9 protein-coding genes are annotated in these 13931 nt (G+C 45.4%); 5 read left to right on the forward strand and 4 right to left on the reverse strand.

Annotated elements, in window-relative coordinates; all coding sequences use genetic code 11:
• Positions 1-14 precede the first annotated feature (14 nt).
• Positions 15-896: a PAS domain-containing protein gene (locus I1H34_RS06190; RefSeq protein ID WP_212664828.1), complete on the reverse strand. Its 882-nt coding sequence runs from the start codon at positions 894-896 to the stop codon at positions 15-17.
• A 1082-nt stretch (positions 897-1978) separates the two neighbouring features.
• Here I1H34_RS06190 and I1H34_RS06195 point away from each other — a divergent pair.
• The 3 genes from I1H34_RS06195 (at position 1979) to I1H34_RS06205 (ending at position 5618) form a co-directional block, all read left to right on the forward strand.
• Entirely contained in the window at positions 1979-2785 is an 807-nt protein-coding gene (locus I1H34_RS06195; RefSeq protein WP_212664829.1) for a PAS domain-containing response regulator, read from the forward strand.
• A gap of 191 nt (positions 2786-2976) precedes the next feature.
• Entirely contained in the window at positions 2977-4062 is a 1086-nt protein-coding gene (locus I1H34_RS06200; RefSeq protein WP_212662243.1) for an IS630 family transposase, read from the forward strand.
• Positions 4063-4394: 332 nt separating this feature from the next.
• Positions 4395-5618 (forward strand): hypothetical protein, encoded by a 1224-nt coding sequence (locus I1H34_RS06205; protein WP_212664830.1) that lies wholly within the window; start codon positions 4395-4397, stop codon positions 5616-5618.
• Positions 5619-5813: 195 nt separating this feature from the next.
• On the opposite strand, the gene I1H34_RS06210 is transcribed toward I1H34_RS06205, so the two are convergent.
• Positions 5814-7181, reverse strand: coding sequence for a CAP domain-containing protein (locus I1H34_RS06210; RefSeq protein ID WP_212664831.1), 1368 nt, complete (start codon positions 7179-7181; stop codon positions 5814-5816).
• A gap of 980 nt (positions 7182-8161) precedes the next feature.
• Between I1H34_RS06210 and I1H34_RS06215 the strand changes: the two genes are divergently transcribed.
• A complete protein-coding gene (locus I1H34_RS06215) occupies positions 8162-10231 on the forward strand; it encodes a vWA domain-containing protein (RefSeq protein ID WP_212664832.1) in 2070 nt (689 codons plus the stop codon).
• Positions 10232-10481: 250 nt separating this feature from the next.
• Here the strand turns inward: I1H34_RS06215 and I1H34_RS06220 are convergent, their stop codons facing one another.
• Entirely contained in the window at positions 10482-10817 is a 336-nt protein-coding gene (locus tag I1H34_RS06220; protein WP_212664833.1) for an ArsR/SmtB family transcription factor, read from the reverse strand.
• A gap of 101 nt (positions 10818-10918) precedes the next feature.
• Positions 10919-11740 (reverse strand): SirB1 family protein, encoded by an 822-nt coding sequence (locus I1H34_RS06225; RefSeq protein ID WP_212666163.1) that lies wholly within the window; start codon positions 11738-11740, stop codon positions 10919-10921.
• Positions 11741-12078: 338 nt separating this feature from the next.
• Here I1H34_RS06225 and nblS point away from each other — a divergent pair, with 338 nt between their 5' ends.
• A complete protein-coding gene (nblS, locus tag I1H34_RS06230; RefSeq protein ID WP_235111170.1) occupies positions 12079-13929 on the forward strand; it encodes a two-component system sensor histidine kinase NblS in 1851 nt (616 codons plus the stop codon).
• The last annotated feature ends 2 nt before the right edge of the window (positions 13930-13931 follow it).

The raw sequence follows: 13931 nt of genomic DNA on the forward strand, positions 1-13931 counted from the left end.
GAATGAACATAGGATTAGATCCTATCTAAATTACATCCCAAAACACAAATTGGTATTAGGTCTGCCTCAGCTTGTTTCCGCTGACTGATGTCTTGGATCTGAGCAACGAAATGGAGAGGACTACCATCCTCCTGAGACACCAGCGAAACACTGAGGGAGATCCATACCTCATGGCCTTGTTTGTGGATATATCGTTTTTCTAAGTGGCAGTGGTCAATCTCACCGGCTAGCAGTTGGTTTATCGTCTCCAAGTCAACGTCTAGGTCCTCGGGATGGGTGATGTTCTGGAAGGTGAGGGCCAGTAATTCTGATTCAGAGTAGCCTGTGATATTGCAAACCGACGCATTGACTTTTAGCCAACGACCTTCTGGTGAGACGAGGGCTATCCCAATCGCTGCATGCTCAAAAGCTTTAGCAAATCGGGCTTCACTTGCTCGGAGAGATTGTTCAACCTGCTGTTGTTCTGTGATGTCCTTGGCCATACCCAAAAAGCCCGTCAAATTTCCGGCCTCATCATATAAGGCAGTCACAGATAAGCGAGCAGGAAAGCGGCTTTGATCCTTGCGGATATAGGTCCAAAGGTTTTCATCAGGCATGCCTAATCGGGCTTTGGTCGTGAAAACTTCAAAACCAGGTTGGATGACGTAGCCTAGTTCCTGAGAGAGCTGCTGGGCTCTTTGTTCAATTTCCTGAGGATCATGAATGATGGCTGGGGTGACTTTGCCAATGATCTCTTCGGCAGTATAGCCCAGTTGCTTGAGTGCTCCGGCATTACAGGTTTGGATAATACCTTGGGTATCTGTTGCAATGATCGTGAAGTCAGCACTATCTAGGATGGCTTTTTGCCAGGTTTGCTCTTCCTGAAATCCAGATCTTTTAGCAGTCTGTTTTTCCATGATTGAGCGTTTATATCCCCCAAATGCAACTCAAGTCAGTAAGCCAATAATATTGATATTGATGTGCTTAAGACTATGTACTGAAAAGCCATTTTAGTATATTTACAAGAGAGGGTAGTCAACAAGATTGTATATATATTTTATCTTTTAAAGATTTTCAATATTCTTGCTAAATGAGTATGAAGATATTACTAGAATACTTATTCGATAGATTGAATTCTAAGTCTAGTTATTGATGGATCTCCATAGGTAAATACCTCATTTTGTTTGATTTTGACAATAGTAAGTAAACTAAATCCAGCTTTATAATCTTTATTAAGTAAATTTTTTAGGTATATTTACTCTTTAGTCGCTATATACTATTGATTTTCTGCTTTATTTTAATTATATCTATCTTTATTGGTAGATTTAAGCTTAATCACTTGTCCATCTCTTAGAAATAGCGATAGATATCAGCCGTTAAGAATTTTCGGCTTGTTATGGCACAAAGTTTAATTATTAAATGTCTTTAATCATATTGCTTTCTTGTATTTATCCTACGCAATCAGAGGCTGGATTTATTTCTCTTGCTAGAGATAAAATAGCTTAAAAAGATCTATCTGATAAAGGAATATTTATGATATCAAGCTGCTATTAGAAAATGTAAATATTTTTGCTGCTTTTCTCCTATGTCAAGCGTTAAGAAGATGTTATACAATAACAGTCGTGATTGGTCTGATTTAGTTAGTGAATAATGATCTTCATGATACGAACATGGAAACAGAGTAGTTTAGCCGCCTCTATGCTGATTACGCGAAATGATACAGAAAAATGGAATGTTTTATGTATCTCTGATCCACTGGACAGCTTTATGCTGTTGTACTTTAAGGTTCTTAGATTAAAGATATTGAACTCTATCCGAGTGGATAAATAAACTGGATGGTTGTCTGCAAAATGCCTAAGTTCATCTAGCAAAGATGTGGGCATTCAAAACAATCACTCTAAGGCTAATAGCTATTCGTTCATCAACTGATGAATGCAGGATTCGAGTTGATGTAGTATCGGGTTCGAAACAACGAGACATTATTGAAAACAGAAGGTCTATGACTAGGAATGAACCGCTTAATGTTCTTCTTATTGAAGATTCTGAAGATGATGCGCTATTGGTTATTCGCACATTAAAATCTGGTGGTCTTCGCCTTCATTGGCAACGAGTGCAGTCTGCGGAGTCTCTTCGGACTTTGCTTAGGGAACACGCTTGGGACGTGATCATTGCGGATTACCATTTGCCAGGCTTTGATGCACCAGCAGCTCTGGAAATGGTTCAACAATCAGAGCTAGACATACCGTTCATTGTGGTCTCAGGAGTCATCGGTGAAGAATCCGCCGTGGAAATGATGAAAGCGGGTGCTCACGATTATTTGATGAAAGATAATCTCGCCCGATTGTCAGAGGCGGTTCAGCGTGAGGTTAGAGAAGCCCATAATCGCAAAGAACGCCGGGATGCTGAAGTCATTATCAATCAGCAACTGGCTGCAATAGAGGCCGTCATCGATGGTATTGCGATTGTGCAAGAAGGGGCCTATCTCTATGTCAATCAAGGCTACCTCACATTATTTGGTTATGCAGATCCGGTCGAGCTAGTGGGTCAACCTTGGACCAATTTATATTCCACTCAGGAGAACCAACGTTTTGAGGGCGAGATATTCCCTCAGATGAAGCAAATAGGTTCATGGTTTGGAGAAGCAACGGCTACTAGAAAAGACGGGTCTACTTTTGCTCAGGAGATTTCGTTAACGCTTACAGACTATGGGAGTATGGTGGCTGTTTGTCGTGACATTACTGAAAGCAAAAAAGCGGAACAATATCTCAAACAGTTGAAAGATTACCGATTGAATCCTAGTCGGTAGCACTCTAATGAGAGTAGTTAGGTGGAAGTATCTGGACTCACTCACAGAGTTCTGAGGGTGTTTTTTGTGCTATAGATCTTCAGAAAAGCATCCGTGGTTTTAGCGACACTACATCTTCATTAAATATAGTAACTAGCTCCTGATACTCTTAGCTCTGGCAAGGATTTCAAGATTATCAGAGGTCATCCAGTATGCTCGCACAATTCAAACTGCGCTTTACCCAATCAACACGCAAAAAGATTGAAGCTAAACTGCGCCAGGCATACGGGAGTCAGAATTTACGTCTGGTCAAACGTATTAGTGCTTTATTGCAGCTTGGTCAAGGTGGTTCAGTGGCACAGGTAGCTGAAACATTGGCACTAGGCGAACAAACGATCAGGGATTATCTGCATGCATTTCTAAAACGAGGTATCGCTAGCTTTAGATACAAAGCGTCTCAAGGACGTCGCAGCAAACTCACTCCACGGCAACGACAACAGCTCAAGTCATGGATTAAAGCAGGTCCGCTCAAAGCTGGATACGAGTGTGGTTGTTGGAGTGCATTAATGGTTCAAGACCTGATTGCGAAACGCTTCAATGTTTCCTATCATCCCCATTATGTGAGTACTCTACTGAGGAACTTAGGCTTTTCATTTCAAAGAGCACGGTTTGTTGCAGCTCATCTCAATGAAGCCAAGCGACAAGAATGGATGACACACAAATGGCCTGAGATTTTGCGTTTATCAGCAGCCAAAGATGCCCTAATTTTATTTGGGGATGAGGCCAGTTTTGCGCAGTGGGGGTCGTTAAGCTACACCTGGAGTCTTCGTGGAGACCAGCCAACATTGCCCACCAGTGGTAAACGGAAGGCTTACAAGGTGTTTGGATTAATTGATTATCATTCTGGTCAGTTCTTCTATCAAGGTCAGACGGGACGCTTCAATTCTGAAGGGTATACTGCTTTTCTAACTCAAGTACTCCAGCAGACTCACAAGCATATTATTCTCATTCAGGACGGGGCTAGATATCACACCAGTAAAGCAACTAAGCAGTTCTTTGACCAGCAATCCGCTCGCCTTACTCCTTTCCAATTACCCACATATTCTCCTGACTTCAACCCAATTGAATTCTTGTGGAAGAAACTCAAAAAACGCAGCACACACCTACGGTTCTTCAAGCAATTTGATGACTTAGTTCAGCAGGTCGATGAGGGGCTACTGTACTTTAGTCAGACTCCCAATGAAATTACTGTCTTAATGGGCAAATATTGCAAAACCTTGGGTACACAAGCTGCCTAGCTAATCACGGATCTTTATCTGTAGATCTATATCTCGATGAAATCATCAGGGGTAGTCTTTCGGGTGATCGATGAGGGGGCTGTCAATATTGCCGTGCTTTAGGTGGTGTTGATGGATGAAGATGAGGTCATTCACGTCAGGATTGGGTGGGTTCAATTCGGTTTATGACGTTATGAAGGGAATGGACGCTAACCCAATTTATTTAGCCCTATCAAAACTTATTGAGTAATCGTTCCTGAACCCTGTAAATTACGGAACAATAATAGGTCATTCGTAGACGATATCTACGATACGGGCACATCTGGACATATTGCTCACAGGAAGGACAGACTATGCAGACTTTTCATTGGCTGGGGTTGGGATTAGGACTTGCGATGGCACCTTGGCAACCCATATTAGCTCAGTCTTCCTCTCCTACAGAACCTACCGTTGATTCAGCTGTATCCTCTACTGTTAAAGGAGATTGCGGTACTGAGCAAACCTGTGATCAGCTTTTGCAAACTCTCCGTACCCAATGGCCGACTGCGAAGCTGAATTGCACCCGCGATCGCATTCTGTCTCTTCATGTATTCAAAAACACTCGGGGTGGGCGACAGGTCAATGTGGCCTGTTGGGACACCGAAGTCAAAAAAGGCGATCGCTATGGTTTATCTCGCGATGTTCTCCCGTATCCAGGCGATGAAGCTCAGTTTTTGCCGCCTCTGCCCCGTCGATCTCGCTATACCGAGCCCTTAAAAACTCGTTTCCCGGATCCCGTACGCACAAGTCAAAATGAATGCGGTTCTCTTGGAGGAGACATTCAATATCGGGCCCGCAAAGACATCGATCGACTGGAGCTGCAATGTGTATTTACGGTTGGCGCAGTATTGATTGATACTGATGGAGACTTCGTTTCCGATGGCGAAGCCTCAAGAGGCACACTCATCGATAAAATAGTCGGCAAATTCGCCATTTCTGAGCTAGAAAAGCCTTTAGTGGCCCCACCTCCAACCACCAGCCCTTCGACAGGAACTCCCGTCGATAGTAATGCACTCCCCCCCCTACAGGGAGAAGACACGGTTTCTGATGTCTTTCCCAGTGCATCTTCCCCCTCCACGACGGATGTGCCTGCACAGACTTCAGCAGCTCCCACTCCCCAAGGCCCAACCTCCGCATATGCAGTCCTCCAGGCCATCGATGTGCAACTTTTTAATCGGCTGAAGAACCAGCTTGTTCCCCTGAATCAGCCCTGGAATCCCTACGGATTAGGAATGGACTTACTGATTTCGGTCAAAGTTAAACCGGGTACCCAAGAAACTCAGCCCGGAACCAATTTAGTGCTTGCTATCAACGCCAAAGGCTATAATACGCCTGCTACGGGACCTGTCCCAGCTTGGAATCAGGTGCAATCACGATCTATTGCCATCAATGCCAATGATCAGTTTAGTTATTCGTTTCCGTTTTTAGCGGAGTATCGGTGCTATTCCGAAGTGCAGTTAACCGCAACTCTTATTCAGCCTGGTCTGACTACGGGACCTAGCTTGACGAAAACCATCAATCTGGGTTGTGCGGAATAGATTCAGAAACAATGGATGTGTCCGTTTTTGACAACTGGAACTATCGCCAAAACTAGGTAACGTTGATATTGCAGATTCTGATAGGCTGAGCTACCTCTGTATATGACAGACTACTTGGGATGCAGATGATATGGAGAATACAGCTTGAACTTCAGTCAGTCATCAAGCTGTATTCCCTATCAAATGAGCTAAAACTCAAGCAGTGTAATTAAAGCCTGAGCCGTTCAAATTCAAATTACTTGAGCCACTGACAACCGCAACCAGTTCATCAATACCAGGTGTTTTAAGGAAAATAGCCTGCCCAGAGGGAATGCCTGTTGGCGATGAACCCAAACTATACTCACTGGCAGATCCATGCAAAAGGATGCGATCCCCTTCGGCAACCTTATATCCTTCGATATGGGCGTAATCTCCCTTTCCTAGGGTGTTATTTCTTCCGTCATCATAAAACGATTGGGATTGGTTACCTAGGATATACAAATCGCCACCCGATCCACCTTTGAGTTTATCTTTCTGAGATTTAGAAGCACTGGAATTGCTACCAATTCCAGTCAAGACATCCCGACCATCTCCTCCATAGAGGGAGTCATTTCCCAAGCCGCCAAACATAGTGTCATTCCCTTTATGACCGACTAATTTATCTTGTCCTGAGCCCCCATATAGGCGATCATTACCATCTTTACCTAGCAACAGATCATTATCACCATCGCCATAAAGAGAATCATTACCTTGAGCGCCATCCAGAGTATCCCGGTTATTTCCACCTCGAAGTCGATCCTTGCCCATCTCTCCAAAAAGCCGGTCCTTTCCTGCTCCTCCTTCGAGGTAATCGTTTCCGCTTCCCCCCCTAATCAGATCGTTTCCTAATTCTCCCTTCAGCCGATCATTGCCCCCGCCTCCACTCAGGAGATCATTCCCAGCTTGGCCGTAGATAGAATCGGAACCACTACCTCCAGATAAAGTATCGGCTCCATTCGCTCCTTTGATCGTGTCATTTCCTCCCAAACCCGCTATCTTGTCGGGTTTGTTCGTCCCCTTGAGCAGATCATTACCTGCAGTAGCAGTGTTTGCAGAAGGTGGGTTGTTTGCCACAGGATTGGTTTGACCATCTGTTTGAGCGACATAGTTGCCTGGATCAGCACCAGCACCAAATACTTGAGTCCAATAACGAGAATAATTGACGCTTCCCGTATCATTATTCAAAGAGTGGTACCCCACTCCCATATGGGTAAAGCTTGAGTTGAGGATATTCGCGCGATGTCCTGAACTGCGCATCCATCCCTGAAAGACAGCTTCAGGCGTAGTCTGCCCTGCAGCAATATTTTCACCCCATGTCGACCAACCTGTGTATCCAGCAGCTTCAATCCGATCTCCTGCACTCGTTCCAGTTTGCGGATCAGTATGGCTGAAAAAATCACCAGCCGCCATGCGGGTGGAGTGTCCATCCGCTGCTTGATCTAATTTCTGACTTAAAGTTAAGGCATTCAACCCGGCTTTAGATCGTTCCTGATTAACCAGACTCAAAATCTTCTGGTCAAATTTGTCTCGATTTAAGATCGCCATGTTGTTATGTTTAGATAGTCAACATTGATAAGCTATTATTAGTATGTGAAGATGTAGTGAATAGAAGACATGCTTAATTTTTAAACACACTATTTTTGCGTCAAACTAAATAATTAATATTATTTTCTTGTATCTTTTTGATTAGTGATTATTTCTAGAATAACTCAGCTAAAATATTCTTTGTATTCATTGCTTAAAGGCTTTTGTAGGCTGGTAGTCGAATTAAGTTGAGATAAAAATATAAGTTTTAAAGTACTATAAAGTATCATGAGTCTACACTTGTTTTTTAACAGGTTTAGATTTAACCATGAATCCATTATGATTGCTCTTCTCTAAAGAGTAATCGACTTTAATTGCTGGGACTTGGTGTCGATTTGGTTCAATGATTGGTCAATCTTTTTTGACATCTTATGAACTATATGAATATCCTTTTGTCGACAGAGTAAAGCACTCATTTTTAATCCTGTGCTCACTAGAATTAAGGCCTGACTAGAGGTGTCAAGCAAAGGTTGGAATTAAAAACCTGGTCCCTTTTTGACGGTTTGTAGTTTGTGAGGGTTTCCAACAGATCCCATATTTGGTCTGGAGAGATATAGGGTGACGAAATACCTTCAAAACCAAATTCGACGAATATCGGGCCAGCTTGCATCATCTGCTAATACCAATTAGCACCTAAGAGTGTAATTCTAATTATTTGCTAAGCCAACTCAGTATTGGGTTTCACGAGTTTGAGAGTTACACCTTCAGGCACAGCTTGGTATAAGACTTTGATCAACGTCATGAAAATGTCCAGTTCTATTCCGGCCTGGGATTTGTGGTTGCAGTATCCCAGACGAGTTCATTTGCATTTCAAAGTTGGACAGTAACATGCTGAGCCATTTCAATTTTGGAAACGAGGCGGGTCATCCTAAATTCAGCGACTAGGATGAAATCACTCCAGACTTATGCTGGAACCCCTTGGAATTGAGGAGAAGGATGCAATGAAGCAATTTAATTGGCAGCGGTCGGGTGCACTATCCGCCGCCTTACTGGTGACGATGAGTGCATGCCAGCCACTCAATATTGCCCAAGCAAAATCACAACCCCAAACTAGAATCAAGGGGTGCAATGCTGAGTCCCTACTGCTGCCAGCCCATAAAGATGTCGAGGCATTGCGCAAGCTCTATGAACAGTATCTGGGACGCACCCCTGTAGAAATTGAGTTAGGGCTATCCCGGGCCGAGTTTGCCCAAAGTCTGGTCCAACTGGCTCGTAGCTTAGAGCGTTTACAGGATCAGGCTTTGAGTTCCGCAGATGCGACTCTTCTCAAACGCTTACAGCAAGACTATGCTACAGAGCTCAGCCAAGTGGATCAACCCCGTAAGCCGGGGGATCGACGGTTTGGATTTTCATCCCGACGTCCTCAACCGACTGGCCGTCCCCCTGCCCTTACAGGGGCACAGCCTGCTCCAGCCCCAGCGAATGAAGTCGCTGCCCAATCCAAACTCAGCCGTGACCAAATCGGACGTGCCAAGTCGATTGCACCGCCCACCAGCATTGCTGCTCCAGCTCCTAAACCTCGATTTCAGGATAAAGATCGCCGTCACTTACCCGGCACGTTCAACACCGAAGACTATAAGCGCATCAACGAGAATCCGTTCTTTTTACCTCAGCGTACGCCCCTGTCCACCTTCTCCATTGATGTAGATACGGCTTCCTACAGCAATGTACGGCGCTTTATTAGCCGAGGCCAACTCCCGCCCAAAGATGCGGTGCGTCTAGAAGAACTGATTAACTACTTTGATTACGACTATGCGGCTCCCAAAGGCGATCAGCCTTTCTCTGTGAGTACTGAGGTGGCGACTGCCCCTTGGAATAGTCAGCATAAGCTCGTGCAGATTGGCCTCAAAGGCAAGGAACTAGAACAAGAACAACCCAGTAATTTGGTGTTTTTGATTGATGTGTCGGGGTCTATGAAACGCCCCAATAAACTAGCCTTAGTTAAAAAATCTCTTTGCTTACTCGTCCATCAACTCAAGCCCCAAGATCGGGTCAGTTTAGTCGTCTATGCCGGACGGGCTGGCATTGTCTTACCGTCCACACCCGGTACGCAAAAAGCCACCATTATGAATGCTATCGATCGCCTAGAGGCAGGTGGCTCCACGGCAGGAGCAGCTGGAATTAAGATGGCCTACGATATGGCCGAGCGCCACTTCCTGAAAAACGGCAATAATCGAGTGATTCTAGCGACAGATGGTGACTTTAATGTCGGCCAATCCAGCGATGCAGAGCTAGAGCGTCTGATTGAGCAAAAGCGAGATCGGGGCGTATTTCTGACGGTCTTAGGCTACGGCACGGGCAACTATAAAGACAACAAAATGGAGTTACTGGCGAACAAAGGCAATGGTAACTATGCCTATATCGATACGCTGCTAGAAGCCCAGAAAGTGCTCGTCAACGATCTGCGAGGAACCCTCTTCACCATTGCCAAGGACGTCAAAATTCAGGTGGAATTCAACCCTGAAAAAGTCCAAGCCTATCGCCTGATTGGTTATGAAAATCGCCTGCTGCGGGATCAGGATTTCAACGATGATCGCAAAGATGCTGGTGAGATAGGCTCCGGTCACACCATTACGGCCCTCTACGAGGTCGTACCTACAGGGGTGACCAGCAATGTCGAATTGCCTGATATCGATCCGCTGAAGTTCCAAAAGCCAACTGCCAGCAGCAGTAGCTCAGATCTAATGAATCTAAAGCTGCGGTACAAGCAACCCACGGGTAGTAAGAGTAAGCTGATCAGTACTGCGATCGCAGATCAGACTCGTTCGATTCAAGCTGCAACCGACAACCTCAAATTTTCAGCCGCCGTGGCCATGTATGGCATGGTCTTGCGGGATTCAGAATATAAAGGAGACTCAACCTTTAACCAGGTGTTGGATCTAGCAGAACAAGCCAAAGGGAAGGATTCCCAAGGCTATCGGACTGCCTTTATGCAACTGGTAGAACGCAGCCAAACCCTGCAACAGGCAAAGGCGAGGACGGAGAAAACCAAAGCCCAGCTGTCTCCCTAAGGCTGTGCCACGACCCGTTTGGCTTGCCGCTGGTGGTTGAACGGGTCGTGAATCTGAGACATAAACAATCAAGGGATCGGCCTGATCGGTACGAACTGTTTTGGCTGGGTGATCAACACTTCGAGAGTCAATTACGCAGAATTACGATAAAAGTAGAAGTAGTCAGCCACTCCATGTGCAGCGTACCGTGAGCTGACTGAGTCATGCTTGATCTATTCCCATCAAAACTAGTGTTGTGTCTGGAAAATATCTATGGATTAGTGGGAGAGGCGTACATTCGAGGGGGCATAATTTCTGAATTTCGACGATATTCAGCCAAATATTGCTCTAAAACAACGAACTGAGCCAAATTAAGGCTGTAATAGATCCAGCGTCCCTCATGACGGGTATGGACTAATTCAGCATCCTTCAAGACTTTTAAATGGAACGAGAGCTTAGACTGATTGATATCTAGAGACTCACATAACTCACCCACACAGAGTTCTCGGTGGCGGAGTAGCTCTAGAACGTGAGTACGGAGAGGGTCAGCGAGGGCATGAAAACCAGCAAAAACTAGGTCGGTAGAGGTAGAACAAACGTGTTGCATCAGCGGAAGTCAGAGGTTAGGTGAATCGTGGATGTCCAAAAGTAGGGGAACCGATTCGTGACGTAAGAAACAATACCTATTGTAAAAGACTCTTCGCCATGTTAGGAAAATTCGTTCATTTGATTAAGCAGCTTATGCACTAAAGAAATGTGTTCAGGGGAAGGGTTTTGGGCTAAAAAATCCTGTAAATCTTGTCGGGCTTCAGACCAACGGCCTACATGATAGTACAAGATACCCCGATCTCGCAGCTCACTATAACACTGCGGATCAACGAGCAGAATTTGCTCGGAAGTGCTGAGGCATTTTTCCAATTGATTGTCATTCAAATAAATCTGTTTAAGGTTGTTCAATAGCCGCACAAGAAACTGCTGTGGACTTACCACGCTAAAGAATTCAGGTCGCAAATCCATCGGATGCCCAAAGACTTGCGTAATGCGATCGCAACAGTCCTGCTCAAACAAAATCTCCCCCTGATAGAAAGGGTCGACAAAGATATTCATGTCGTCTCGATGGGGACGAATGAGAAAGTGTCCCGGAAAGTTAATCCCCACCATGGGGAAGTTAATACGACGGGCAATCTCCATATAGACCAGGGATAGGGTGATGGGAAGGCCTAACCGCCGATCTAAGACATCGTTGAGGAAGCTATTGCGGGGATCGTAGTAATGTTGGCTGTTTCCGGTAAAGCCTAGATCCTCATATAGATAACGATTCAGAGTTTGCAGAACTTTTAACGGGTATGGATCAGCTGGCAGTCGCTCCTCAACTTCCAGCGCCATCGTGTCCAAAGCATTGAGATATTCTGCAACGTCTAAAGCAGGATATTCTTCCTGGGCAATATAAAGTGCAGCCGCAGCCAAATCTGGCTCAGACGATTGGCGGAGCAAATGATAGAGCTGTTGACGAGGGACTGAGAATTTCATCGTATTCACGATGTTACCTCGTAATTATTGTGAATAGGTCAATTCGCGAATTTCTACTGGAATTTCTGGCAGATATAAATTCAAGACAACGCTTTAAATCATCGGTCGTAGCTCAGCTATTCTCCAGGGATGTTGAAGATCATGCCAAAATAAAATACGTGGGATCATTATTCTAAGAACACCCATATTCGAATGAATGCCCTACGGATGAACTCTCTGAGGAGTGTGCCTTAACTGTTTAAGTCCATTTAGGTTCTGTTTTGATTCAGCTCTTGTTTGAAAGATTCAGAAAAATTATTGTGAGTTGGTGGGCCGACTCCAATATTCAAACTCGGCTCATGGTCGCTGCAACCCTTGTGGTGTCCTTACTTATGAGTTCCCTGACGTTTTGGGCTGTGAATAGCATTCAGCAAGATGCTCGCCTGCAAGACAATCGGTTTGGTCGAGACTTAGGGTTACTCTTGTCATCTAACGTGGCTCCTTTGGTGGCGGACCATAACTATGGTGACTTAGCCAAACTATCGCGGGAGTTTTATAGCCGCACCTCTAGCATTCGCTACATGATCTATGCCGACGAGGAAGGCCGCATCTATTACGGTATTCCCTATTCCGAAACTCAGGTTAATAGTTCCTTGACCTTGCAGCGGCTGATGCAGTTGCCTGAAAACTTTATTCCCACGGCTGGATCGGTGATGGTGCGGGAGCACTCCACCCCAGACGGTGAGGTGACAGATGTATTTGTTCCCCTGTTGCAAGAGGAACAATATCTGGGTGTGTTGGCGATTGGCATCAACCCCAACCCCACAGCTGTTACCTCTTCCCACTTAACCCGCGATGTCACGATTGCTGTGTTTATCATCCTGTGGGTCATGGTGATCCTGGGGGCCGTGTTTAACGCTCTAATTATTACCAACCCGATTAAAGAGCTGGTAGTCGGGGTAAAAACGATTGCCTCCGGGAACTTCAAAAAGCGTGTTGACCTACCCTTTGGCGGAGAATTAGGAGAACTGATTCTCAGCTTCAATGATATGGCTGAACGGCTAGAACGCTATCAGGAGCAAAATATTGAGGAGCTGACAGCCCAGAAAGCGAAGCTGGAAACCCTAGTGTCAACCATTGCGGATGGGGCTGTGCTACTGGATACGGACTTAGCCGTGATTCTGGCGAATCCCACTGCTCGACGTTTATTCAATTGGGATAGCGAGGTGGTGAGTAAGAATGTCCTCAATCATTTGCCAGAGCCTGTACAGATTGAGTTAACGCGTCCGCTCTACCAGAGTGCTGCTGGACAAGAAGGCAGCGAGTTTCGGATTACCCTAACTGGGCCGACTCCTCGAACAGTGCGCATCTTGCTGACGACGGTGCTGGATCAGCAGCGGGAGAAGGTCAAAGGGATCGCCATGACGGTGCAGGACATTACTCGGGAAGTGGAGCTTAATGAAGCTAAGAGCCAATTTATTAGCAATATTTCCCATGAACTCAGAACCCCCTTATTCAATATCAAATCTTTTATTGAAACCCTCCATGACTATGGCGATGACCTGAGTGTCGAGGACCGCCAAGAGTTTTTAGATACGGCCAATCGTGAAACGGATCGGCTGACTCGCCTCGTGAATGATGTGTTGGATCTGTCTCGGCTGGAGTCGGGCAAGCAATACCGATTTGAAGCCGTTGATCTACTCCAGCCCGTGGAGCAAACCCTAAGAACCTATCAACTGACGGCTCGCGATCGAGGGATTGAGCTTAGTTATGATATTCAGACGAATCTTGCACCGATCTGGGGAAATTATGATTTGCTCCTGCAAGTCTTGACGAACTTGATTGGCAATGCCCTCAAATTCACCCTCAACGGAGGAAAAGTGATGATTCGGGCTTATCCTCTAGCGGAACAAACCCGTCAAATTCGGGTAGAAATTGCTGATACGGGTATTGGGATTGAGCCGGATGATCAAGCAGCTATCTTTGATCGGTTCTACCGGGTTGAAAATCGAGTCCATACCTTGGAAGGAACGGGTCTAGGACTTTCTATTGTCAGGAATATCCTGGACAAACATCATGCGAGTGTCCATTTGATCAGCGAATCAGGCATCGGTACGACCTTCTGGTTTGACCTCAACGTTTATCGTGACGACTTAGCCAGAAGTGCGGCAGATGAAGCGGACTCTTTGGAACTGCCAGCTCAAGCCTAGGT

It is taken from the genome of Acaryochloris marina S15 (genome assembly GCF_018336915.1).
Classification (GTDB): domain Bacteria; phylum Cyanobacteriota; class Cyanobacteriia; order Thermosynechococcales; family Thermosynechococcaceae; genus Acaryochloris; species Acaryochloris marina_A.

Excerpts from the sequence above, each read along its gene's own strand:
- nblS (WP_235111170.1), top strand. The coding sequence starts at position 12,079 with ATGGTCGCTGCAACCCTTGTGGTGTCCTTACTTATGAGTTCCCTGACG.
- I1H34_RS06215 (WP_212664832.1), top strand. The coding sequence starts at position 8,162 with ATGAAGCAATTTAATTGGCAGCGGTCGGGTGCACTATCCGCCGCCTTA.
- I1H34_RS06200 (WP_212662243.1), top strand. The coding sequence starts at position 2,977 with ATGCTCGCACAATTCAAACTGCGCTTTACCCAATCAACACGCAAAAAG.
- I1H34_RS06195 (WP_212664829.1), top strand. The coding sequence starts at position 1,979 with ATGACTAGGAATGAACCGCTTAATGTTCTTCTTATTGAAGATTCTGAA.
- I1H34_RS06205 (WP_212664830.1), top strand. The coding sequence starts at position 4,395 with ATGCAGACTTTTCATTGGCTGGGGTTGGGATTAGGACTTGCGATGGCA.
- I1H34_RS06225 (WP_212666163.1), bottom strand. The coding sequence starts at position 11,740 with ATGAAATTCTCAGTCCCTCGTCAACAGCTCTATCATTTGCTCCGCCAA.
- I1H34_RS06220 (WP_212664833.1), bottom strand. The coding sequence starts at position 10,817 with ATGCAACACGTTTGTTCTACCTCTACCGACCTAGTTTTTGCTGGTTTT.
- I1H34_RS06190 (WP_212664828.1), bottom strand. The coding sequence starts at position 896 with ATGGAAAAACAGACTGCTAAAAGATCTGGATTTCAGGAAGAGCAAACC.
- I1H34_RS06210 (WP_212664831.1), bottom strand. The coding sequence starts at position 7,181 with ATGGCGATCTTAAATCGAGACAAATTTGACCAGAAGATTTTGAGTCTG.